This window comes from Ekhidna lutea (genome assembly GCF_900188325.1).
Lineage (GTDB): Bacteria > Bacteroidota > Bacteroidia > Cytophagales > Cyclobacteriaceae > Ekhidna > Ekhidna lutea.
Genome location: NZ_FZPD01000002.1, coordinates 267,471 through 293,366, shown reverse-complemented (window position 1 = coordinate 293,366; position 25,896 = coordinate 267,471). Strand labels below are relative to the sequence as shown.

Below are 25,896 nucleotides of genomic sequence, written 5' to 3'. Positions count from 1 at the left end.
GGATCATGCCTAGTTAAGGCACTTTTTCGCTTGTCGAGATTCATCTGCTATTAATTAACCATTACATTGAATGCATTCGAGCTATGGTGAGCTCAAGTCACAGAGATCGCAATGCAGTCTTTTGATGAAAAGAATTCAATTGGTAGAACACTCTCAATGATGATTATTGTAAATAACTAAATCAGTTACCCAACCAGATCAGTGATTTGATTTAATAAGCTTAATGAGTTTAAGGCCATTCTGATGACGAATTTCCAAAAAATACAGACCTTGATTGAGGTTGGACAAATCAATTTTAAGGTTATCCATGTTTTCTGCTTTATTTTCAATAAAAACTATTTTGCCAATAGCATTGGAAATTCTTAACTCAAACTCTTTCAACTTATTTTCAGGGAAAGAAACGTTAATTTCCTTTTCAAAAGGATTTGGATAAATGGAAATATTTTGCTCGATCTCATAATCAAGAGATGTTACTGATTCATTGCACCGTTTCCATTCATTTTCGAGAAAAAAACCCTCCTGTGATAGCAATGAACCAAACTCTTCTTTTGATTCATTAATCAACTTTAAAGTAATACAGTTTTTTGGGTCGAAAATATTAGCGTTTTCCTGGGGGTTAGACTGTAAATTATATTCTTGAATTTCATTATATGAAGCGTCAAAGAATATTTTTCTCTTTCCATTTAGTATAGCAAACGGAAGACTTTTGTTTATTTCGTTTCCATGATAAGGGAACCCATATTCCCAATAAATGGGCGCTTCTCTATTAAAGGATTGATTAAAAAAACTTTCCGCCATACTTTCACCATCAAATTCAAAATTTCCATTGTCTGTTTCTGAATCGGACAATACAAAATCGATTAAGGTAGGGAGGAGGTCAATGTGTGCAATTTCTGTAAAGTTGTTAACTCCTTTACTAATTTTTTCGGGCCAATTGATTATCAGAGGGATTCGGATACCACCTTCAAAGAGACTCCTTTTTTTACCTCTCAGATTTCCAACATAGCCAGCCGCACTGTGGGATGCTTTGGAAATTGCTTCTGTTTCTGGTCCGTTATCACTAGTTATTATTAATAAGGTATTGTCCGGGATATTTTTCACTAGCCGACCAACCTGAATATCCAACTCATGAAGTGCTGCCAGATAGATTTTTTGTTTATCAGTCAGCTGATCATAAAAATCAAATAGCTGTAGTCTATCAATCTGTTCCTGTGAAGGGTTTAGGTAAGCATGTACATCGGAAAACCATAGATTAAGTAGCAGTGGATTTTCGGATGAATTATTCAAAAAATCTATACTCAAGTCTACCAAAAAGGATGAGGCAGTTGGTCTAAAGTTTCTCCCATAAATTTCTTTGCCAATATAATAATCAGGATCATGGAGTTGATCAGATTTATAAAAATCAATACCATATTCAGAAAGCACCGGAGAATCTTTTGTGCCTCCTAAATGCCATTTCCCAAAATGGCCAGTAGTATAGCCATGTGATGCAAATATTTGGTAAATGTTTGGAATTTCAGGATCTAAATAATCGACCTGATTCTTTGCCATATTTTTATCATGGTCATCATTTATAGCAGTTCTAATTCCAACATTAAATGGATATTTCCCAGTAATCAAAGCTGCTCTTGATGGCGAACAAACGGGTGAGTTTGCATATGCTTTTTTATATACAAGTGAATGATTGCAGATTGAATCGATATTGGGTGTGACATTAAATGGATTACCATAAAAGCCAAAATCCCCCCAACCTAAATCGTCGATTAATAAAATCACAACATTAGGAGGAGCATCTTGGGAATAACAGTTATTTACCATTACCCCAATAAGAATAGGAATTGAGATTATAATTCTTTTAAGACAAATCAAAACCAAGATATGATGATTTAAATACTATACTTCAAACTTAAATTATAAAATAATTACAATTTGCAAATAGAAATAGATTGATTTAGTATATCGAGAGCCAGCTCGTTACATGAGCAAGCGTATTTAGTCTGGATTGATCAAAGATGCATTTATCGCCTGACCTTTAATACTTAGGATTGTTGCAATTACGTGATTTTCTTAAGAAAAAGTTTAGAGCTATTCTTACTTAATTGATATGGATGATTAATATTGAATTAATTTATCACCATGTTACCGCCACTCATCTGTCCTAATTGCTCAAATGACTTTGCATATTCTTCTTCATCTAAAGAGTTTGATCAGACTGATTCAGTAATAAAATGTAACCATTGCCAAACGGTCGTTCCTGTTGTAAATGGCATTGTTTATTATACTGAGAAGGAAATCGCATATCATTCTGACGAAAGGAGTTTCTTGGATTACTTTAGGAATAGGATAGAGCAAAAAAGAGATGAGTATCTAAAGTTTATTAGCAATAAGATTTCACGTAAACTAATAGATCCATATTCTGCGTTTCAACCCTTTAATGAATCGTCCAGATCCTTTTGTCCTTTCATTTCCGATTTAAAAAGCAAGCTACTTGAGCCTGGCGATTTGATTTTAGATACCTGGTGCAGAACCGGCTGGACGGGCTATTTTCTAGCCTCATTGTTTCCGGAACAAACGATTGTATCAGTATGGGAAGGTAATAAGGATGTGTTAGGCTATGCTGGTTTTGACTATTGGTTAAACAATTGCAAAAGACCTGAGAACTTAATGTTTCTGCATCTCGATATTAATAAGCAACTCCCATTTGCAGATAACACATTTAAAGTGATATACGGACTGGACACACTGCATCGCTATGATCAAACCAGCCTGGTTTCAGAACTACTTCGTATCACCCAAGATGATGGAGCGCTGATATTTCCACATATTCATCTTACAAATTCAGAACCTGACCCATTTTTTGAAAGAGGGGAGAAGCAACTCCATGGTACAGAGTGGGCACGGTTTTTTGAAAAGCGATTGACCAATACTTCATGGAAATCTTATGTGCTTTCAGAGCCGCAGTTGTTCGATTTAAAAGTGTCAAAAGAGATTGAAAGCAAGCCAAACACATCAGATTACAATGGTCTAATTGCCCTATTGCCGGAAGATATTAGCTGGAATATCGCACCTTATAAACCTGAATTAGAGGACAATGATCGAATCATTGTAAATCCTTATTTAACCATTGACTTGAATAGAGGAAAAGTAAATGTGGATGAAAATTATTTGAATGGTGCTGTTGGAAAAATGCTGGAAAGACATCCTATCTATCGTAAGCGTGTTGAGCATCTAATAGAATACCCATTATCATCGCAGGAAGTGCAAGTGCTATATCTAGCTCAACACAATTATACAATCGCTGAGATAGAAGATAAGTTGAGAATATCTTCAGACTTACTAGTACAAATACTTGATCGATTATTAGATAGTGAGATAATACATGTGCTTCCATTAACGGAAGAAGCTGTCAATCTTCAGTTGTTTCATTCCGCTATACCATTTCTTCCTTCTAAGAAACAGCAGACTTTTTATCATCAAAGGCAAGGGCTTTACAAGCAATCAGAAAAACCTGTAATTGTAGATCTGGCGGAAGGCTCTGAACTGGCTATTGAAGATGTAACGTATCTAACGTCTTCAATTAAATCACGTTTTATAGACAATAATGTAGGTCGGGGGGATTGTGTTTTTATTTGCTCCAAGCCTCATTTTGAAGCCTTGCTCATTCTTTGGTCAGCTTTAGAACTTGGTATTGAGGTAAGTGTTGTGAGCACGGAAATTCCGCTTGAAACAAGAATAGAACTATTCAATGAAAGAGATGCTAAGTATCTCTTTCTTGATTCAATTACATTTCTTCAATCCAGGGAAAAAATTGATGATGTAATTGCGGTTGTTTTGGATAATGAAAATGACCAGATCCCAGACGAAAAATATTTTAGTAATTGGTTGGAGTCTGGTCCTGAAGATCCTATTGACCAAACTTCAATTCCTGAGCCTGATGATATTGCAGTTACTTTATACTCTTCAGGTAGTACCGGGAAGCCAAAAGGCATTCAGCTAAGTCAGGAAACCCTGTTTAAAAGTGGAAAAGTCTTTGCAGAAACATATGGATGGAATCCAAGCGATAGACTAGTGATGGTTACAGAATTGGACTCAATGAGTGGATTAAGAAACATCGCAATTGCAACAAGCTTTTCCGGAACTACCATTGTCATTCCTTCCTTTTCAGGACCAAACAACATCCTTTCTATAATTCAGGGTATTGAAGAATCGAAAGCGACGCTTCTTACGTGTACTCCCGCGTTAATTAAGCAATTCAATAGTCTTGGAGAGCGAATTCAAAACTCATTAAAATCACTTAGACAGGTCTTATGCACCGGCGTTAATTTATCTCCAACGTTAGTGACTCAATTCGAGAATTTATTCAATATTCGAATCCTTAATTACTATGGATTAACTGAAACCAGCGGACTATGCATAGGGGAAACACCCGAAAGTACCAGTAATGTTGGAGAAGTTTCGATAGGAATTCCGGTTGATTCTATATCACAAATTGTTGATTCGGAGGATAATGTAATTGAATCAGGGAATGTTGGTCGTTTACGAATCTTCAATGACAGGTTGATGTCTGGGTACCTCCGTAAAGACAACAAAAGTGATCTTACTATAAAAAATGGCTGGCTATACACTGGTGATCTTGCTGTCCAAGATAGTATGGGAAACTTTTTCTTAAAGGGCAGGGAGCGGAATATCATAAAAGATGATTCTGGGAATGTAGTATACCTGTCAGAAGTCGAAGATACGCTGTTGTCACATCCTGACATACTTGATGTTGAAGTGTCGAAATTAGATCATGAAGAAGCTGAGTCCATTTTGGCATCAATTCTTTTGAAAAAGGATACAAAAGCCAGAGCAGAAGTTGAAACAGATATAAAATCCTTCGTGAGAAAGAAAATAGGCAATTCCAAAGTGCCGATAATTGAGTTTGTCAATGCGCTGACAAGAAATGGCAGAGGAAATGTTGAATTAAAAAATCCTAAACTAACCGTATGAGCGTAACAATGAATCGGATAGAATTCATATCCGACTTATTTCATAAACTAGATCAGCCTAATTGTAAGGATCGTGTTTTTCTGATTTCTGAAAAAACGAAATTTACTTACAAACAACTTTTAGATCAGGTAAAGGCGATTGGCCATTTTGGACAAGTCAATGAACTTAAAGGGAAAACTGTTTTGGTTTCTCTTTCAAATGAATTTGAGTTAATATCAACTATCGCTGGATTGATGTCTGTCGGGGTATCTGTGTTGCTTTTTGACCCTAAGACAAAGAAGCGGAGATTAGATAATATATTGTCCGTCGCGAAAATAGATGGTTGGATTGTGGACGGTGATAAGGTTGCAGAATGGGAGTTGCAGCCAGCGATAATTAACATCGATATACACTCTGCAAAGAATTCCGAAAAGGGGGTTGTTGGTAAGCTTCTAAAAAAGAAGCAGGTAAATCAGAAACAGACATTTTATTCCTGGATCAATAAGCTTGAACTGCTTGACTCTTTTCCGAAAATTGATCCTGACTCTATTGCAATCATTTTATTTACGTCAGGAACTACAGCGGACCCGAAAGGGGTACCGTTAACTCATGGGAATATACTAAGTCACTTAAGAACATTGTCTGTTCACTACCAATTGAATGATTCGTCTGTGATATCCAATGTGCTGCCCATTTTTCATGGGGATGGACTTTTTCAGGGTCCATTTTTAGCCATGTATAGCGGTATCACCTTGTCTAAACCACTTGAGTTTGAGATTCAGAAAATTGAAGAATTGATGCTTTCAATTTATAAGCATAGAGTATCACATTTTGTGGCCGTTCCTACTATTCTTAAGCTTATAAATGATTTTGGAAGTGGACTGGAAGATAGCTTTGATACCGATGAATTTAAATTTGTTGTTTCAACTGCTGCTTACCTGGACGAAGATCTATGGTCGAGCTTTATGAGTCGGTTTAACGTTCGTGTAGTCAATGTTTATGGCCTTTCTGAAACGGTGGCTGGAAGTTTTTTTTGTGGTCCTAATGATGACAGCTTTAAAATAGGTACAGTTGGTAAGCCTGTTGATACCGAAGTTAAAATTGTTGATGAGCAAGGGCAATCGGTCGAACCTAATGATGTAGGAGAATTGGTAATTCGAGGACAACACATTATAAGTTCTTATTTGATTCGGGGAAGTAATCCAGATCCGGAGGGATGGTTTTATACCGGAGATTTGGGCTTTATGGATAGCGAAGGGTTTTACCATATTAAAGGTAGGAGGGGGAGCGTCATTATTAGGGGTGGTATTAATACATATCCTGAAGAGCTAATCGAAGTGTTGAATCAGCACCCAGAAATCCAGGACTCTTTTGTTTTTGGTGAAAAAGATGACACCTGGGGAGAAAGAATAGTTGTTGCGTTAGTTTCGAATGACGGATCAAGCCTCGATAGCAATGGTGTTATCCAATATTTATCCAAACATGTTGCCGAAGAGCATATCCCAAATCAGATTCACTTTGTCAGTTCATTGAAGAGAGGGGCTTCTGGAAAAATTATTGAAGAAGAGGTTCGAAAATCAATTCAGGTAGCGGACGACAACCCTGGCAGCAAAACGATTGGAAGTGAGTTGAAGGCATCTTTGCTAAAGCTCGCGGAAGAGTCATTCAATAGTAATGTTAAACCAGATCAATATTACATGGAATCAGGGCGATTAGAGGGGTGGAACTCTTTGGCTCATCTACATCTTGCTACACGAATTGAAGAGACTTTTAACGTGAAGCTATCGACCAAAGAAATTATGAGTATAACCAGTCTTTCTGCAGCTGAGTCAATTTTGTTAGATAAAATGGGTAAAGAATGAAATATCCTCATCCAAGAGTCTGGGGAGTGGTGATCATGGTTTTTTCTGCCTTGTTTTTTTCTAATTTGCAATTCAGAGAAGTGATACGTGAGCATATTATTAACGGTCGGATTAAATATATATTCGATTCATATGCTAAAAGTGATGCTGAAGTAAAGGTGGTATTTCTTTGTTCTTCACATGGAAAGGACGCAATCAGTGATGGCCCTGTTCTTAATCAAAAAATGAAGAAGCTAGATTCAATAAGTTATGAATTTGTAAAAGTTCCCATTCCGGGAGCAGCTTTGGAGGATTTTACCACTAACCAACTTTTAATTGATAGACTAGCTGATTATAATCCTGATTACCTATTGATTCAGGAATCGTATCTGTTCATAGACCTAATTAAAAATATAAATTCATTCTCTCTCAGAAAGACCATAAGTTTTCAGAACATTAAGGAAATACTTGATGGGTCAGGAAGCATAATGGAGCAGGGTATACAAAATAAAAATACTCGTAGTATTCACCCTGATTCCTTAATGAGAACCTCTAATTTTCTAGTCAAGAGAAGTAACATTCGATCATCCTCATCGCTAAAACCATTTAGAACTGCATTCGATGCTAAACTTATTGTTTTTGAAATACCACTCCCTGCATATTTTGAAACCTTGAAGGATTCTATTAGACAAACTAACCAGTATAAGGAAATTTTTACACGCGTGAAAAGACAAACAGACTTTACATACGTTGCGTACCCTAATAGCCACCCATTTTCTCATTATTTTGATGTAAGCCACATGAATGATATCGGTGAACAGGTATATACTGACTGGCTCCTTAAAAGGATAAGCGGCATCCACAATGAATAATCCACTAATTACTAATTAACTAAAATACCAGTTAACTTTGCACCAAATATTTGTATAAACCGTGGCTGTGAACCCGGCAGAAGTACGAAACAATGAGTAAAAAAGGACGAATTTTAGTCGCCATGAGCGGCGGCATTGATAGCTCACTAGCCGCAGTGATGCTACACGAAGAAGGATACGAGGTGATAGGAATGACCATGAAGACATGGGACTATCAGACCTCTGGTGGAAGTAGTAAAGAAACAGGCTGTTGCAGCCTGGACTCCATAAATGACGCTCGAAACATTGCAGTAAGTCTGGGATTCCCGCATTTTATTGTTGACATCAGAGAAGAGTTTGGCGATGCTGTGATCGATTACTTCACAGATGAATACGTTGCAGGTAGGACCCCAAATCCATGTGTGATGTGTAATACACACATAAAATGGGATGCTTTGCTTAGAAGAGCAGACAAGCTTGACTGTGAGTTTATCGCAACGGGTCATTATGCAAATATCCGTGAAGAAAATAGCAGGCATATTGTTTCCAGAGGAGTTGACGGTTACAAGGACCAATCGTATGCACTTTGGGGTATCTCTCAAGAAAGTCTTGCACGAACAAAGTATCCACTTGGGCACCTGAAAAAATCAGAGATCTACGATATGGCTCGAGAACGCGAGTTTTATGAGCTTGTCTCTAAATCGGAATCATATGAGATCTGCTTTGTGCCAGACAATGATTATCGAGGATTCTTAAAAAGGCGTGTGCCAGAGCTGGAAAAGGAAGTTGCCGGCGGTGAATTTGTGCTGGAATCCGGAGAGATTGTAGGTGAACATGAAGGATATCCATTCTATACTGTAGGTCAACGAAAAGGACTGGGAATTGCTTTAGGCTATCCTGTATATGTTACTGAAATACAGAAAGATACGAATCGAGTCATTCTTGGAACTTTTGATGAATTGAGCAGAGATGGTATGTATGTGAAGCAACTTAACATGCAGAAATATGCCAGCATCGAAGGAGAACGAAAAGACACTGTCACTAAAGTACGATACAATGATAAAGGCAATCCTGCCGTTATTGAGCAGGTCGGAGATACAATGAAAGTGTATTTTGGCAATGGAGTAAGTGCAATTGCACCCGGCCAGGCTGCAGTTTTTTATGAAGGAGATGATGTAATTGGTGGCGGTTGGATAACTTCAAGCTTTCATCAGAACAGAGAAAATTGAAAATTTCGATTTCATCAACGGAGAGGATTCCCCCTTTGAAGGGGGGCAGGGGGATGTTTATTTCCTTGTTGATTATATTATCTATTCTGTCCTCCTGCAATGAAACCAAAGAAATAGGCCCTGAAGTCCTCGGATATGATTTTTATCCAATAAATGCAGGAGAGTATAAAATCTATGATGTCAAAGAAATTCGCTATCAGATTTCCGGTTTTGACACATCTTATTACCAGCTAAGAGAGACTATTTTTGACTCTATTCCAGCTCTGGATCAAATTACTTACTTGATTAGAAGAGATATACGAGCAAGCGAGTCAGAAGAATGGGAAAGTGATTCGCTATGGACCGCCACACGTACAGCAAACTATCTTTCCATCACAGAAAACAACATTCCTTTTATCAAATTGACCTTTCCTGTAACTCTGGGGAGGGAATGGGATGGAAACAGTTTAAATTCAAGAGGTGAGGTAACTTATTACTACCAGACGTTAGAAAACCCTGCGATAGATTCAGTATCAATAGACAATCACATCCGTGTTATTATTGAAAATATTGAAGAGAACGTGACTGGAATTGATTTAAAGAGTGAAGTATACGTTCGTGATGTGGGATTAGTTGAAAAAGACTATCTAACATATAAAAAATGTACCTCTAGCGATTGTGGAGAGATTGGGCAAATAATTGCAGGGAGAGCATTAAAACAAACATTAATTGAAATTAATAATGAAGAATAAGCTGCTTCTGATAATCTTTCTTGCAAGCCTTAGTACATCAGCGTACAACCAGGCAAAAAACCGATATTTTGTTTACTTCACTGACAAAACTGGTGAAAACTACTCTTATACCATTGACAGCCCTGAAGCGTTTTTAACTCAACGTGCAATCGACCGCAGAGAAAAACAAGGAATCGATATTGACAACACAGATTTACCTGTTCATCCTGAATATGTGGACGGATTACGAGCAACAGGTGTTGAAGTATTTTTTACTTCCAGATGGATTAACGGATCGTTAATCAATGCTCAAGAAAATCAAATAAGTTCAGTCTCAGCTTTAGAATTTGTTGATAGTATTGCGCTGATTGCCAATGGCACGCGTCTCACCTTTGAAACCAATATCCCGGATGATCCAATTGAATTTTTAGAGCCAGCTTCTGTCGGAGGAGATTCTGATATTCAACTGGCAATGTTAGGTGCTGACGATATGCATAGTGATAACATCAAAGGGCAGGGTATGCGCATTGCAGTTTTAGACAATGGATATAGAGGAGTAAATCAGTACACACCTTTTCAACATTTATGGGAAAACGACCGCATTATTGCCACCAAAGATTTTGTTTCTAATTCAGGAAATGTATTTCAATATGGAGATCATGGTACATCTGTTTTTTCCATTATTAGTTCAAATTTCGTGTCAGCTACCGGAAACCTTTATGGTACTGCTTACGAGGCAGAATTTATACTCTGCATCACCGAGGATAATGAAGACGAAAACAGGGTGGAAGAATACAATTGGCTGCTCGGAGCTGAGTATGCAGACAGTTTAGGCGCTGATGTCATCAACGGATCTTTAGGATACAGGGTATTTGATATCGATGAACATAATTATACATTCGAAGACATGGACGGAAAGTCCAATGTCGTAGCGTATGCTGCAACCAAGGCTGCTGAAAAAGGGATAATCGTTGTTGTTAGTGCAGGGAATGAAGGAAATAAAAGCTGGAAAAGGATCACTCCACCAGCTGATGCCATTGGTATCCTTACCGTAGGTAGCGTAGATCCGGATTTTTCCTATTCAGGGTTCAGTTCTGTTGGGCCTACCGCAGATGGAAGAATAAAACCGGATGTAGCAGCTTTCGGTAGTAATACAGCTGTGGTCAGAGGGTCAGGAAATATTGTAAGAGGAAGCGGGACTAGTTTCGCATCGCCACTAATTGCCGGTTTTGCTGCTGGCATTTGGCAAGCCAATCCTGATTGGACCAGCGAAGAGGTCATACAGGCAATTAAAAATTCTGGCCATAGAAATCACAGTCCTGACACCCTAAGAGGATGGGGTGTACCTAATTACTGGTACGCTGTTAATGGTGAGACAGCTCTGAATGTTGAAGATATTCTTGAAGATAAAGTCACTGTCTATCCGAACCCATTCAATGGAGATACACTCTACCTCATTACTGAAGGGAAGTTTAAAAAAGGAATGAACATTAAAGTCATTGATCCCAAAGGATCTATGGTGTATAATAAGGCTTTCAAGAAGAAAGACATTAAAGAAAACATGGAATTAAACATTGACGGTAGTCAGCAAGGAGTTTATTTCTTATTCTTGCAAATAGGAAATAATCAAAAGATCGTCAAACTCATCAATTTCTAATGTCCCGAAAACTAATCGCCCCATCATTTCTTGCTGCTGACTTTGCCAACATCCAGCAGGAAGTTGAAATGCTCAACAGCAGCGAAGCAGATTATATCCACATCGATATTATGGATGGAGTGTTTGTTCCAAATATTTCATTTGGCTTTCCTGTGTGTCAGGCCATCCATCAGCATGCCAAGAAACCCATGGACTTCCATTTAATGATCGAACATGCAGATCCTTATCTGGAGGATTGCATAAAGGCGGGAGCAGAGATCATCACTGTTCATGAAGAGGCTTGCAGGCATTTACACCGAACAGTTACCGAGATCAGAAGACTTGGTGCAAAAGCAGGTGTTGTAATCAACCCACATAGACCAGTAAGCGCATTGGAAGAGATTCTTCCTTATGTGGATCTGGTATTGTTGATGTCTGTAAATCCGGGATTTGGGGGGCAAAAGTTTATTGAAACCACATTCGATAAAGTCAGAAAATTGAAAAAGATGGTGGATCAGGCTAACCCTGAGATCATTATCGAAATTGATGGAGGAGTGAATGACAAGAATGCAGGTGAACTATTTAATGCAGGTGCAGATATGTTAGTGGCCGGAAGTTTCGTTTTTAAATCTGATGATCCACGGCAAACTATATCTAACCTTAAAAAGGCCTGATACCTTGCGGATAGCGACGGCATTAATTTTTTCAATCAGCTGCATTATTGCTGCTGCGCAAGTCACAAGGGTGCGTGGTGTTATTGTAGATGAAAGCAATGAAATAGTCCCCTCTGTAAACATTATTCTTAAATCTGACCGCTCTATTGGTACCATTTCTAATATCAATGGCGTTTTTGAAATCAACCTTTCACCGGGAAAACATACACTCGTTTTTTCCCATGTTCAATACCATTCCAGGGAAATTGACATTTTACTGGAAGAAGGTGAAACACAAGTTCTTCAGGTGTTAATGTCCTCCGGAAGCACTCAATTGGATGATGTACAGGTAGAGGGTGTAAGGGAAAGAGATGCCATTGATCCAGCTGCCAAAATCGATGCAAAGGCAGCTCAGAACCTGCCTTCAGCTTTCGGCGACTTCAACAAGGTCTTGCTCACCCTTCCCGGCGTAGCAGGAAATAATGAACTATCTTCTGCATACAATGTAAGAGGTGGAAATTTTGATGAAAACCTTGTATACGTTAATGATATACCGGTTTATCGACCATTTCTGGCAAATGCCGGAAGGCAGGAAGGCCTTAGCTTTGTCAATCCCGACCTGGTAGGGGATATAAGCTTTTATGCAGGTGGCTGGGAAGCAAAATATGGAGACAAACTCTCCTCATCATTGAATATAGATTACAAAGAACCCGAGTCACTTGAGGGTCAGCTAAACGGAGGGCTCCTTGGTGGTTCAGCTTATATTGGAAATCGGATCAGCGAGGATGTTCAGTACCTCTTCGGAGCGAGACACAGAGATAGTCGCTATTTGCTTAACACCCTGGAAACAGATGGCCAATACCTACCTTCTTACACAGATGCACAAGCCTTTTTCACGTTTGACTTGACAGGCGATCATAGTGAGCAAATTAATCGAACAAAACTCAACTGGTTGCTTGCTTATGGTCGCAACAGGTACCTCACCTTGCCGGCTTCACAAACCACTGAGTTTGGTTCTGTTTCAAGTAATCTAAGAGTGCAAACAGCTTTTGATGGGAGAGAGGAATTGGATTATGACACCTATCAAAGCGGCTTCAACCTATCGCATAGATGGTCAGATCGATTTTTAAGCAGGCTTATAGCCTCCGGCGTATACACTTCAGAACGAGAAAATTATAATGTAGAAGGAGCATATCGCATATGTGATATCGATAACAACCCCGGATCCAATAGTTTCAACGAATGCGTGGTTGTAAGAGGTATCGGCACAAACTTCAACTATGGCAGAAACCGGTTGAAAGCTCAAATTTATAATATGGAGTGGCGCAATGAATACCTGCTTTCAGATTGGACACTACTTGAAGCTGGTATAGGTTACAACAAAAACATCATTGATGATGAATTAAATGAGTACGCATTTCTGGATTCGGCAGGATTTGTAACAATCAATGAGAGTACATTTAATGAATTGGCTCTAAACACAACAACATTAACTGCATACACGCAAGCAACAATCTTTTCAAAAGACTCAATGCATGCAGTAAATGCAGGAGTTAGAGTTAACCGTCTAAGCTACAATGAAGAACTTTTAATAAGTCCTCGTATTATTTACCGATTTAAAACGAATTGGGAAAAGGAAACCTCCTTTCGGGTTTCAATCGGCAAATACAGTCAAACGCCATTCTATCGCGAATTAAGAGATCAAAGTGGAGAAATTAGAGAAAATGTAAAGGCACAGCAATCCCTTCATTTTATTGGCGCAATGGAGCGTATCATAACCTGGTGGAACCGTCCATTTCTATTCACAGCCGAAGGCTATTACAAATCTTTGACCAATGTAATTCCTTACGATATTGACAATGTGCGCTTGCGATATTTCGCAAATAATGATGCAGATGCTTTCGCATATGGATTCGACTTCAGAATCAATGGAGAATTCATTAGAGGCACTCAATCCTGGTTTAGCCTGGGTATCTTAAAAACAAAAGAAGACATTGCTGAAGATGACAAAGGCTTCATCCGAAGACCTTCTGATCAGAACATTAACCTCGCTTTTTATTTCGAAGATCATTTACCCAGCGACCCAACACTCAGGGTTTATGTAAATTCTGTTTTTGGTTCCGGATACCCGCTTGGCCCGCCTAATGAAATAAATGCACGAAATATTTTTTCAGGAGATGAGTATTATAGAATTGATATGGGCCTTTCCAAATCATTTGAATTGAAGAATCATAAATACCTGAAAACCTTTTGGTTAAGAGCTGAAGTATTGAATGTTCTTGGGGCGGATAACACCCTTTCATATTCATGGATTCAAGATGTGACAGGATCACAACTTGCCATTCCAAATTCATTATCGGCAAGGTTTTTGAACCTCAGAATTTCTGCAGACTTTTAGGTGATCAATCACCTATCTTTGTTTCACCATAATTAAAAAAGAAATGAATAGAATCACTCAATTCTCCATGATACTGCTTGCCGTTGTTGTCTTGTCATCGTGTAACAGGCAGGTGACCCGAATTAATCCGGATCAACAGGTAGACCTAAGTGGTCGTTGGAATGATACCGACTCTAAGCTGGTAGCAGAGGAAATGATCCAGGATGTTACAGGCAGACCTTGGCACAATAATTTTAAAATTGAAAACGATCGAAAGCCGGTTGTTATCGTAGGCTATGTACAAAACAAAAGTACTGAGCACATTGAATCAGAAACATTTATCAAAGACATAGAGCGTGAGTTTATCAACTCAGGGTTTGTGCGTGTTGTTTCTAATTCTGTATTCAGAGAAAAACTAAGAGAAGAAAGAGCAGAGCAGGGAGAGTTTGCATCTCCTGAAACGCAAGCCAAGTGGGGAAAAGAACTCGGTGCTGACTTTATGATGTTTGGTGTAATCACTGCAGTAACGGATAGTTATAAGAAAGAAAAAGTGGTGAATTACAAAGTAAACCTTGAGCTCGTTGACATTGAAACCAACGAAAAAGTTTGGCTGGGAGATAAGGAGATCAAAAAGTATATTAAGAACTAATACAGGTTGGCTGTTTAAGGTTTAGAGTTTCTGGTCACGATGCAAAAAAGTAATCCTGACTTGTAGCTCTAAACCTCAGAATCAGAACTTAGTAATATCACCATCTTCATGTCTTTTCGAAAAGCCTTTTTGAATTTTGTTATTATTCTACTGATTACAAGCGGTTGCGCTTCGTTCTATCAGATTAACTATGAGTTCAATAAAAACTTTGAGGAAGGAAATATAGAAGAAGCTGCCAGTATACTCGATCAAAATAAGCGAGCAGCCAAAAGCAAAACCCGATTCCTTTATTATGCCAACCAAGGTGTTGTAGAGCACCTGCTTGGGAATTACGAGGCTAGCAATGAATGGCTGGAGCAGGCATACATTTTCGGAGAAGACTACCAGAAAAACTATTTGAATTTTGCAGCTTCCTATTTTTTGAATCCTAACCTGATTGTTTATCCCGGGGAAGATCACGAGCATTTGATATTGCTTTATTACAAAGCACTCAACTTCCTGAAAATGAAGGACTATGAATCTGCTTTGGTTGAATGCAGACGTTTAAACCAACGGCTTCTAGAGCTTGGTGATAAATACAGGTCGGAAAATAAATATCAAAAGGATGCCTTCATTAACAACTTAATGGGAATCATTTATGATGCATCAGGAGATTATAACAACGCTTTTATTGCTTATCGCAATTCATTGAATATTTATCAAAATGAATATGCGGAGATGTTTGGATTATCCGCTCCGGAACAGTTGAAGAAGGACCTGCTACGAACAGGAACGCTGGCTGGTTTTCAAAGTGAAGTTGATCAGTACAGTCAGGAGTTTGGCATGTCATATACTTCACAACCAGCCTCTGAAGGAGGCGAACTAGTTTTCTTTTGGCATAATGGTTTGGCGCCAGTCAAAGACGAATGGTCTATCAATTTTGTTGCAATCAAAGGGTCTGGAGGACAGATCATCTTCCAGAATGATGAGTATGGCTTAAACTTCCCATTCTTTTATGATACAGGCGAAGATGGTAATGCAAGTATTACAGACATTACAGGAACTCGAGTTGCATTTCCTAAGTACGTAGAGCGTGAGCCATTTTTCCAATCTGCAAGCCTTGAGCTTGATAATTATTTCTATCCCGTAGAGAAAGCAGAAGACCTCAATGCCATAGCGTTCAAGACCCTTAGAGAACGAATGTTAGAAGAATTAGGAAAGGGATTGTTACGGGTTGCCCTAAAGAAAACTATTGAAAAAGAAGTGAGGAAAGAAGATGAAACAATCGGCTTTTTAGTTGGGATTATGAACTTCGCTTCCGAGCAAGCGGACACTCGAAACTGGCAAACCATTCCTCATAGCATCCATTATACCAGAGTCCCACTCAAAGAGGGAGAAAATAATGTTAAGCTGATTACTGAAGGACCTAGAGGCAAATCTGAGCAAAGTTTCGTCTTTGCAGGCGAAAAAGGAGAGACTCAGTTTCAAACGTATCAGTCACTGGAAAGCGAGATTTCTTTTTAATTATCTATCTAATCGTTTCTCCTCCATGGTTACATGTTCATCAAGACGCACATGCATTTTGATGTTTACTAAAAACTCCTTGCATCCTGCAGCTACCAATGCCTCTTGAGCATCTCTGGCGACTTCCTGAAGCTTTTCGTAAGGGCCTTGCATCACGGTCTCCATTGGGGTTATCATATACTGTACTCCAGAGCGTTGAATTACGTCAATTGCCGCATCAATTTTTTGATAGGTGTCACCGTCTCTTTCCAATGGAACGACTTGAATAGCAAGTTGAATATCTTTATCTGTCATGTGTGTGAGTTTTTGGCGAAAATAATTCTTACAATTAATAGGCCCGCACTTTTCCCTATTTAGTTAAAAGGCTTTATTTTGAGGTCACATATTTTAACCAACCCTGGCATGTTCACCGAGTACGAAATAGAATCAATGATTGAATATCCTGAAGTAAAAGCAGCGACCGTTGCTTTGAAAAAGGAATTTCTAAAAACAGAAGCACCATATCTGGAGATAAGTGATGAAGATTTCTTTTCGCTTATCATCATGACGCCAACCATAGGAATAGCAATGGCTGATGGAAAAATAAGCCTCTTTGAGGAGATGGCTTTAAATAAGAAAGCCAGAAAACTTTCTAAAGGGGGCTATTTTATGAAGAAAGACCCAGTGGTGTATGCAATGAAGTTTTTAATTAAAAATTATTACAACTGGCAGGACAAAATCTTTGATGTGCTCAAAATGACCATAAAAGTGACATGTGGGCTAGATACAATGAACCTTAAACCTTTCGATGAGAGTCAGGAGCTGAATTACCATGACTACCGTGAGGCAGTATTGCACTCACCATATCTTCTTATACGGTTCATTGCCAGCTTTTTTCTGGAAAATGATGAAGACATCATCAACAAAAATCATAAGATCGGCAAATCAGAATATGAGCGTATGCTATTAATTGGAGAAAAACTAGAGCTGAATCATATGTCCGTATTTAAAATGTTTTGTAAGACTTTTAAATAATCTATTTAGTGCTAAGACGTTGTTGGTATTAGTGAAAAGGTGCATAGCTATTATCGTATTTGGTAGTTTACTCATTGCGTGTCGAAATGATGATATAGCAACAGCTACTGCAGATGAGCAAATTCAGCTGTGGTTAGATTCAACAGGTGTTATTGCAACAAGGGAAGAAAACTCAGGCATCTATTACTATGCAGACTCCCTAAATCCCACAGGAACACAAGCTGCTACAGGTAGAGTAGCTGCTATTTATTATATACTTTCTGATTTGGAGGGGAATATTATTGCCAGCCATCAAAGAGTCGATGGTGACTCACTTTTATTTAAAATAGGCGCTTCAGCCATATATCCAATTGGTATTGATGGTGGAATATCACTCATGCGAGAAGGGGAGATATATAATTTCATATTACCGCCAGATCAGGCTTATACGGACTTATCTTCAGGAGCCATTAATCCCAATCTAATAGCTCATTTACAGATTCACCTGACAGCAGTTCATGACGAACCCACATTGTTTGCACAGGAACAGATGGATATCCAGCAGTACATTGACGATAATTTTTTAGACAGCCTTGCAATCAACCCATCAGATTCAACTGAACATTTTCCTTCCGGAATTGCATACAAAAGACGAAGTGTTGGAGTGGGGCCATTGCCATCGCCAGGTGATACCATTATCGTTGATTATACAGGAAGGTTTATTGACGATACAGCTTTTGGTAGCGATACTGATTTTCAATGGTTTTTTCAATCAGGAGAGCCTCGTGATATCCTCTCAGGCTTTGAATTTGGCGTTTCTTTAATGCAGACTGGAGAAGAGGCATTAATCATGATTCCATCTTCTCAAGGTTACCAGGAAAGCGCACTAATCATTCCGGATTTCATAGATGCTGATTTGGTGGAAGATAATATCATTCCTGATTATGTTTTAAGGATTGCTCCATATCAAACATTATTATTTGAAATTACACGATTAGACTAAAATTATTGGAAAGGATAGCTGAATAAGCCTAAGAATCTCATAAAAGCTTCTATAGCAACCATATCATAGATACCATGTAATTTTGAAAGGATTTGCTCGCTGCATTTAAACGATACGGACTCCATCTTGTACTCAGCCTAATAAGCTGTGTCTCCATTGCTCAGGATATCTATGAGAAATACGACATCTATCGGAATCCTGCAATGGTATTTCTTAATAAGTTTAGCATTACAGCTACAACCGGATTAGCAATCACGAACTATTCTCACAAATTAGAAGGTGTTTATTTCTATCAGGAAGCTGAAAACCAGTTCATTTTTTCTAATGGAATAGAAAACCTAGGGAGTTCATTTTCCGGCTACACCGATTGGTTAAATGATCCACAACCAGGATTTGAAACTTCGTTAGAAAATCCATTTGATGTGCCATTTGATTATCTGGAAAACCCGGTCTACAATCCTGCTTTAGGAGATCAAACATTTCTTATCAACACAGACACCACAGACTTTGGATTCAAAGGAGCCTCCCGGGGTATACCCATTACATTAAGTATCCATTATAATTTTGATGGTTTCAGGATTGGTGGGGGCTACTCTTATGAATTCCATTTCTTAAGAAGCCTGGAACCAACTGCTTTTGGTGATCAGGTTAGAAATTATGTACCTAACACAGTAAGAACTCGATATTCCCGTTTGTTTGGATTGGTTGGATATAGATTCTATCAGTTTTGGAGCTATGATTTTGTAGCGGAACTGCAAGTTGGAAAGGTAACAGCTGGTAGTCAATTCAACAGTGGAGCAATATCTCGTGGACTATATACCAACATTGGAGTAAGCATAGAAAATAATTGGTCGGAGTACTTTAGGGTTATTATAAGACCAAGTGTAGATTTCAAATCTTATACAGTAAATCTACCCGACGGAGCAGCGGTTTCACACAAGTACCCAACCTTCTCCATACAGGCTGGTATTAGCATTAATATCCCTGACATTCCCAGGTCACCAATGAAGAGCGATCATGTGCAATTAAAGCATGTCTACAGGCATCCTGTCACAGGTCAGAAGATGGAGGTGAGGGGGCAGCCAATTCATAAAAGACAGAATCCAAAAGTTGGAGAAAACCATCGAAAATTGTGGAGATATAAACGTAAGAACAAGCGCAAGCTTAATCCAACCAAAAATTAGCGTTCATATACGTTAAAGAGGAAAATTCTGTTTTCGAAAACCTGATGATTTCACCTATATTTTTCCTAAATTGCGGGTTGATTTTTGGCTAACCCAAATAAGCATAAATGGCAGACGGAGATATCGATAATCTATCCTCATCAGAAGAGAATATTATCCCAATAAATATTGAAGAGGAGATGCGTGGTGCATACATCGATTATTCGATGAGTGTAATCATTTCAAGAGCTCTTCCTGATGTAAGAGATGGATTAAAACCGGTTCACAGACGTATCCTCTACGGAATGGATGAGCTGGGAGTTAATTACAATAAATCTTATAAAAAGTGTGCTAGAATCGTCGGGGATGTGCTTGGTAAGTACCACCCACACGGTGATACAGCAGTATACGACACCATGGTGCGTATGGCCCAGGATTGGTCTATGCGATATCCATTAGTAGATGGACAAGGTAATTTCGGTTCTGTTGACGGTGACTCACCAGCAGCCATGCGTTACACTGAGGCTCGTCTTAGAAGAATTTCTGAGGAACTATTGGCTGATATTCGAAAGAATACAGTGACCTATGTTCCTAACTATGACGACAGTACAGAAGAACCAAGTGTACTTCCTTCAAAGATCCCGAATTTATTAGTCAATGGAGCCAGCGGTATTGCCGTAGGTATGGCAACCAACATGGCGCCACATAATCTCACAGAGGTAGTAAATGGAACCATCGCCTACATTGAAGACAATGAAATCACAATTGAAGGACTCATGGAGCACGTTACAGCTCCTGATTTTCCAACTGGCGCTACCATTTATGGATATCAGGGCGTAAGAGCAGCGTTTGAGACGGGAAGAGGTAGAGTGGTGCTTCGTGCAAAAGCCGAGTTTGACACTACCAGTACTGGTCGTGAGCAAATTATTGTAACGGAAATTCCTTATCAGGTGAATAAGGCGACAATGATCGAGAAGACCGCTGCACTCATCAATGAAAAGAAGATTGAAGGGATAGTAGACATCAGAGATGAGTCTGATAAGCAAGGAATGAGAGTGGTTTATGATCTAAAAAAGGATGCCATTCCAAACATTGTTCTCAATAATCTCTACAAGCAAACAGCACTTCAGTCGTCATTTAGTGTGAATAATGTAGCACTTGTAAAAGGGAGACCTAAAACCCTTAACCTCAAGGATTTAATTGTTCATTTTGTTGACCACAGACATGAAGTGGTTGTTAGAAGAACCCAGTATGAGCTGGATGAGGCTGAACGCAGAGCGCATATCCTTGAAGGATATCTTATCGCGCTTGATAATCTGGATGAAGTCATTAACCTAATCAGATCTTCTAAGGATCCGGATGAGGCTCGAATCGGATTGATAGAGAAGTTTAGTCTCTCAGAGATTCAGGCAAAAGCTATTCTGGATATGCGTTTGCAAAGGTTGACAGGTCTTGAAAGAGATAAAATCCAGAAAGAATACGAAGAAATTCAGGCTTTGATCAAGGAGCTGAACGAAATTCTTGGAGATGAAGGCAGACGTATGCAGATCATCAAGGATGAGTTACTTGAAATGAAGGAACGATATGGAGATGAAAGACGCTCCGATATCCAACACAGTGCAGATGAATTTACAGCGGAAGACATGATTCCTGATGAAGACATGGTGATTACCATTTCACATCAGGGATACATTAAACGAACTCCGCTAATTGAATATAGAACGCAGGGCAGAGGTGGCGTAGGAAGCCGTGCAGCAACATCAAAAGATGATGACTTCACAGAGCACCTGTTTATTGCTTCAGCACACAACTACTTATTGATATTTACAGAGTTCGGGAAAGTATTCTGGAAAAAAGTTTGGGAACTTCCGGAAGGAAGCAAGGCATCAAAAGGACGTCCAATCCAGAACCTGATCAATATTGAATCTGAAGATAAAGTACGATCAGTAATCAATGTGAAAACATTGGAAGATCCGGATTATATTAATAACAACTTCTTGGTAATGTGTACGCAAAGAGGAGTGATCAAAAAGACCTCTCTCGAAGCATATAGCAGACCAAGAAAAAATGGGATCAACGCCATCACTATCAGAGAAAATGATAAGCTCCTGAATGTAAGGTTGACCGACGGTGACAGTCACATTGTAATTGCGAGTAATACTGGCAAGGCAATCAACTTCCATGAGAAGGACGTAAGATCTATGGGTAGAATGGCTGCAGGAGTTAAGGGAATCAACATTACGGACAAGGAATTTGTAGTTGGTATGGTTTGTGTAGACTATAAAAACCCACCAAATCTGCTTGTAGTATCGGAGAAAGGATACGGCAAGCGATCTGACCTTGAAGATTATCGAATCACCAAACGAGGTGGTAAGGGGGTGAAGACCCTCAATGTAACGGATAAAACAGGACAGCTCGTAGCTATTAAAGATGTAATAGACGGTGATGAGTTGATGATTATAAATCGTTCAGGTATTGCCATTCGGATGTCAGTTGATAATCTTAGAGTAATGGGAAGAGCCACTCAAGGTGTTCGTCTCATAAAGCTGAATGATGAGGACGAAATATCAGCGGTAGAGAAAATTTCTAATATCGGGAATGATAATGAGGAAGATGGGGGTGAAGAAAACTCTGCTTCCGATCAAAATGAAAACCAAAAGGATAACGAATAACTAAAAAAAGTATAATGAGAACATTATTAACCTTATTGTTAGCGGCTATTTGTGTAGTAGGATACTCGCAGAAAAAGCCTAAAATAAATCAGGCAATGTCTGCCATGGAAGATGGCGAACTAGCAGAGGCAAAGTCAATCATTGATGCAGCAATTGAGCATGAAAAAACCAAAGATGATCCTGAAACATGGTATTTCAGAGGTCAGATTTATGCAGCACTTGATACGGCCAATAATGAAGAAGGTGCCTTAGAAGAATCACTAAAAGCATTTGATAAAGCCATTGAATTAGATCCGGAGCAGAAGAAGATTTCTTCTTTCACAGGAGTGGGTATAGAAAACGTGGACACCAAAAGACAAGGTTACTACGCCTATTATTATAATCAGGCGATTGCAGATTATAATGCTGAGTCTTTTGAAACTGCGGCTGACAACTTTGAGACCGCATATTTCATTAACCCAACGGATACAAACGCCATCCTAAATGCTGCTTATGCTGCTGTAGCAGGAGGCGACACTAAGAGAGCTGAAGAAAATTTCAAGAAATCTTACGATGCTGGAGTGAGAGACAAAACTGTATTTCTACAGCTTTACAATTATGCTGTGAAAGATGAGCGAATGGAAGAAGCGCTTGATGTAATAAGAAAAGGTAAAGAAGCATATCCTGATGATATCGATTTTGCTAAATATGAAATCAATCTTTTGATACAGCTGGAAAAAACTGAAGATGCAAAAGCAGAACTTGAAAAAGCGATTGAAGCAGACCCTCAAAATGCTGATCTACTTTTCAGCTTAGGTGTTTTAAAAGAAGAGCTTGGCGATAAAGAGGGTGCGCTTAAAAGTTATAGAGATGCTTTGGAAGTTGATCCTGATCACTACAACTCAAACTTCAACCTGGGTGTGGCAGTCTTTAATGAAGCGAATGAATTAATCAAGGAACGAAATGCTCTTAGCTATAAAGAAGAAAAGAAAAGCAATGAGTTAACTAAGAAAATCAACGTTGAGCTAGAGAAAGCTCTTCCTATCTGGGAAAAACTTTACTCGCTAAACAGCTCCGATCAAACAGTGCTTGAAACACTTGGTTACATCTACAATAGTCTTGGTATGAAAGACAAGTACAACAAAATTCAGGATGAGCTTGACGCAATGGGCGGAAACTAATCTTATCCCCCAATAAATTTTTAACTAAGCCGATCTTTTGATCGGCTTTTTTTGTTACGTGGCAATGATTGATGAAACCTTCTATCAAACGGACTTTGAGCCGCAACTCATTCAGGAAATCAATGAAACTGGTTATCTGAAAACGGTTAAAAAGAACGATTATGTGATCGCCTCAGGGTTAGATAAAAGTGACATACCATTTGTATTAAATGGTGTGCTTAAAGTGTACCGTAAAGAGGAAAGCGGAAGTGAAGTATTACTGTATTACCTGGAAAAGGGAGAAACCTGTGCAATGTCTATCACCTGCTGTATGGAGCGAAAGCCTTCAGAAGTAAAAGTAGTAGCTGAAACAGATGTAGAAATCTGGATGATTCCAAGCTCCAATCTGGATCGGTGGGTTTCTAAGTATCCTTCATTTAGAAGATATGTGTTTCAAGCCTATCAAACTCGCTTTGATGAACTGATGCAAACCATTGATAGTCTGGTGTTTACAAATATGGAAGAGCGGCTATATAAGTACCTCCTTGACACCAAACAAGCCACCGAATCATTTGAAATAAACAAAACACATCAGGAAATAGCCAATGAACTAAGTACTTCACGAGTTGTCGTTTCCAGGCTCTTAAAAAAGTTGGAGCGTGAGGAAAAAATAATCCAACGAAGAAATTGTATTGAAATTCTTTAGTCAGGCATGTAACAAAAGTTACAAGGCACTATCTTGGGGGCTGCTACTTTTGAGGCAATTATGAGCATCAAGCATTATTTCCCCATTCTGCAATGGCTACCATCTTATAAGAAAGCACAACTAAGCGGTGATCTTTTTGCCGGTGCTACTGTTGGCATTATGCTTATACCACAGGGCATGGCCTATGCCCTGATCGCCGGACTTCCTCCGGTTTACGGGCTATATGCCTCTATCGTCCCGCAAGTGATTTATGCCATACTCGGTACTTCCAGACAGCTGGCTGTAGGACCCGTAGCGATGGATTCCTTACTTGTGGCGGCTGGTGTTTCAGTGCTAGCTACCGAAGGAACAGACACTTACATTGCTTTTGCCATTTTGCTGGCCTTCTTCATGGGTGCGTTTCAATTTCTGCTGGGCATTTTTCGATTGGGATTCATTACCAATTTACTATCTAAACCCGTGATCAGTGGGTTTACCTCAGCTGCTGCATTAATTATAGGCTTTAATCAATTGAAATACCTACTGGGTACCGATATAGTAAAAAGCAATCGCTTTTATGAAGTCATTATTAATGCGCTCGATAAAATAGATGAAACACACCTATTCACTTTGTTGATTGGTGTGGGCGGAATTGTCGTGATAAAATCACTCAAAAGAATTCATAAGAATGTACCGGGAGCTCTGATAGCTGTTGTTCTAGGCACCTTTGTCGTATATTTTTTAAGCCTCGAAGAAGCTGGTGTAAGTATCCTGCAAACCATCCCAGATGGGCTGCCAGCCTTTACTATACCTGATTTTTCACTTGGCCGCTTTGGAGAAGTGCTTCCACTCGCATTCACCATTTCTGTGGTAGCTTTTATGGAAGCTTTTTCAGTTGCTAAAGCAGTTGAAGCTAAGAAAAGAGACTACAAAGTAATACCAAACCAGGAGCTTATCGGACTGGGAGCAGCCAATCTGATCGGATCACTTTTTCAATCCTACCCGGTAACAGGTGGTTTTTCACGAACCGCAGTTAATCAGCAAGCAGGCGCCAATACTCCGCTGGCTGCTATCATCAGTGCTGCTTTGGTTGCATTGACGCTTATTTTCCTCACGCCATTATTCTACTATCTTCCACATGCTATTCTGGCAGCCATCATCATGGTAGCGGTAAGTAACCTTTTTGACTGGGGCTATGCCAAAAAGCTCTGGCACGATAGCAAAAAAGAGTTTCTGGTACTATTATTTACATTTTTGGTGACCTTAAACATTGGTATGGTCATCGGTATTGTCACCGGAATTATTCTCTCGATTTTACTCTTTCTGTATCGGTCGGCTTATCCGCATATTGCACGTCTGGGCAGAATCAAAGGTCACCACGAATTTCGAAACATCACCCGCTTTCATGACCTGGAAACCTGGGAGGAGCTGGCTATTTTGCGTATAGATGCACCGCTAAGTTTCATCAATATCCAGGAGATCAGGGAGTACATTCAACACCTCATTTCAGCTGACAGCAAGATCAGGGAAATTATCATTGATGCCGGGCCTGTCAGTCACCTGGACGCAACAGCTGCTGACGGCTTGCACGACATCCTGGACGAGCTGAACCAAAAAGGAGTGAGGCTGGTTTTATGCGACATCATAGGCCCAGTGCGTGACACCATGAAACAAACAGGGTTAACGAAAGTCATCGGAAAGAAAAATTTGTTTTTGAGCTTGAGTGAGGCAGTAGAAAATGCCTTGACCAATGCCAAAGACCCGTACAAGAAAGTGACACTTCAAACCAATATCAAAACGTAACAAATGTTACAAACCCGACCA

Annotated in this window: 19 protein-coding genes; 17 read left to right on the top strand and 2 right to left on the bottom strand. The window is 39.2% G+C overall.

Going from position 1 to position 25,896, the window contains the following annotated elements; all coding sequences use genetic code 11:
- Positions 1–198: 198 nt before the first annotated feature.
- Positions 199–1,818: a sulfatase-like hydrolase/transferase gene (locus tag CHB71_RS05140; protein WP_089355831.1), complete on the bottom strand. Its 1,620-nt coding sequence runs from the start codon at positions 1,816–1,818 to the stop codon at positions 199–201.
- A 318-nt stretch (positions 1,819–2,136) separates the two neighbouring features.
- Between CHB71_RS05140 and CHB71_RS05135 the strand changes: the two genes are divergently transcribed.
- The 10 genes from CHB71_RS05135 (at position 2,137) to CHB71_RS05090 (ending at position 16,417) form a co-directional block, all read left to right on the top strand.
- The gene (locus CHB71_RS05135; protein WP_089355830.1) at positions 2,137–4,989 is read left to right on the top strand and encodes an AMP-binding protein; all 2,853 of its coding nucleotides are present in this window, start codon (positions 2,137–2,139) and stop codon (positions 4,987–4,989) included.
- Complete coding sequence (locus CHB71_RS05130) at positions 4,986–6,830, top strand: class I adenylate-forming enzyme family protein (RefSeq protein WP_089355829.1); 1,845 nt, start codon at positions 4,986–4,988, stop codon at positions 6,828–6,830. The genes CHB71_RS05135 and CHB71_RS05130 overlap by 4 nt, the downstream gene beginning before the upstream one ends.
- Positions 6,827–7,681 (top strand): hypothetical protein, encoded by an 855-nt coding sequence (locus CHB71_RS05125; RefSeq protein ID WP_089355828.1) that lies wholly within the window; start codon positions 6,827–6,829, stop codon positions 7,679–7,681. The genes CHB71_RS05130 and CHB71_RS05125 overlap by 4 nt, the downstream gene beginning before the upstream one ends.
- A 92-nt stretch (positions 7,682–7,773) precedes the next feature.
- Entirely contained in the window at positions 7,774–8,889 is a 1,116-nt protein-coding gene (mnmA, locus tag CHB71_RS05120; protein ID WP_089355827.1) for a tRNA 2-thiouridine(34) synthase MnmA, read from the top strand.
- 68 nt (positions 8,890–8,957) lie between these two features.
- Positions 8,958–9,620: a hypothetical protein gene (locus CHB71_RS05115; protein WP_144017335.1), complete on the top strand. Its 663-nt coding sequence runs from the start codon at positions 8,958–8,960 to the stop codon at positions 9,618–9,620.
- Positions 9,610–11,256 carry a S8 family serine peptidase gene (locus CHB71_RS05110; protein WP_089355825.1) on the top strand — a complete coding sequence of 549 codons (1,647 nt, stop codon included), beginning with the start codon at positions 9,610–9,612 and terminating at the stop codon, positions 11,254–11,256. Before CHB71_RS05115 ends, CHB71_RS05110 begins: the two co-directional genes overlap by 11 nt.
- Positions 11,256–11,909, top strand: coding sequence for a ribulose-phosphate 3-epimerase (gene rpe / locus CHB71_RS05105; RefSeq protein WP_089355824.1), 654 nt, complete (start codon positions 11,256–11,258; stop codon positions 11,907–11,909). The genes CHB71_RS05110 and rpe overlap by 1 nt, the downstream gene beginning before the upstream one ends.
- Entirely contained in the window at positions 11,869–14,286 is a 2,418-nt protein-coding gene (locus CHB71_RS05100) for a TonB-dependent receptor (RefSeq protein ID WP_089355823.1), read from the top strand. Before rpe ends, CHB71_RS05100 begins: the two co-directional genes overlap by 41 nt.
- A gap of 43 nt (positions 14,287–14,329) precedes the next feature.
- Positions 14,330–14,914 (top strand): penicillin-binding protein activator LpoB, encoded by a 585-nt coding sequence (locus tag CHB71_RS05095; RefSeq protein WP_089355822.1) that lies wholly within the window; start codon positions 14,330–14,332, stop codon positions 14,912–14,914.
- 108 nt (positions 14,915–15,022) lie between these two features.
- Positions 15,023–16,417 carry a COG3014 family protein gene (locus tag CHB71_RS05090; protein WP_089355821.1) on the top strand — a complete coding sequence of 465 codons (1,395 nt, stop codon included), beginning with the start codon at positions 15,023–15,025 and terminating at the stop codon, positions 16,415–16,417.
- Here the strand turns inward: CHB71_RS05090 and CHB71_RS05085 are convergent, their stop codons facing one another.
- Positions 16,418–16,711 carry a thiamine-binding protein gene (locus tag CHB71_RS05085; protein ID WP_089355820.1) on the bottom strand — a complete coding sequence of 98 codons (294 nt, stop codon included), beginning with the start codon at positions 16,709–16,711 and terminating at the stop codon, positions 16,418–16,420.
- A 108-nt stretch (positions 16,712–16,819) separates the two neighbouring features.
- Here CHB71_RS05085 and CHB71_RS05080 point away from each other — a divergent pair, with 108 nt between their 5' ends.
- The 7 genes from CHB71_RS05080 (at position 16,820) to CHB71_RS05050 (ending at position 25,875) form a co-directional block, all read left to right on the top strand.
- A complete protein-coding gene (locus tag CHB71_RS05080) occupies positions 16,820–17,431 on the top strand; it encodes a hypothetical protein (protein ID WP_089355819.1) in 612 nt (203 codons plus the stop codon).
- Positions 17,432–17,462: 31 nt separating this feature from the next.
- Positions 17,463–18,413: an FKBP-type peptidyl-prolyl cis-trans isomerase gene (locus CHB71_RS05075; protein WP_144017334.1), complete on the top strand. Its 951-nt coding sequence runs from the start codon at positions 17,463–17,465 to the stop codon at positions 18,411–18,413.
- A gap of 92 nt (positions 18,414–18,505) precedes the next feature.
- Positions 18,506–19,597: a hypothetical protein gene (locus CHB71_RS05070; RefSeq protein WP_089355817.1), complete on the top strand. Its 1,092-nt coding sequence runs from the start codon at positions 18,506–18,508 to the stop codon at positions 19,595–19,597.
- Positions 19,598–19,704: 107 nt separating this feature from the next.
- Positions 19,705–22,248 carry a DNA gyrase subunit A gene (gene gyrA, locus CHB71_RS05065; RefSeq protein ID WP_089355816.1) on the top strand — a complete coding sequence of 848 codons (2,544 nt, stop codon included), beginning with the start codon at positions 19,705–19,707 and terminating at the stop codon, positions 22,246–22,248.
- Positions 22,249–22,262: 14 nt separating this feature from the next.
- Positions 22,263–23,408 (top strand): tetratricopeptide repeat protein, encoded by a 1,146-nt coding sequence (locus tag CHB71_RS05060; protein ID WP_089355815.1) that lies wholly within the window; start codon positions 22,263–22,265, stop codon positions 23,406–23,408.
- A gap of 64 nt (positions 23,409–23,472) precedes the next feature.
- Positions 23,473–24,093, top strand: a complete 621-nt coding sequence (locus CHB71_RS05055; protein ID WP_089355814.1) for a Crp/Fnr family transcriptional regulator — start codon at positions 23,473–23,475, stop codon at positions 24,091–24,093.
- Between the two features lie 60 nt (positions 24,094–24,153).
- Entirely contained in the window at positions 24,154–25,875 is a 1,722-nt protein-coding gene (locus CHB71_RS05050) for a SulP family inorganic anion transporter (protein WP_089355813.1), read from the top strand.
- The last annotated feature ends 21 nt before the right edge of the window (positions 25,876–25,896 follow it).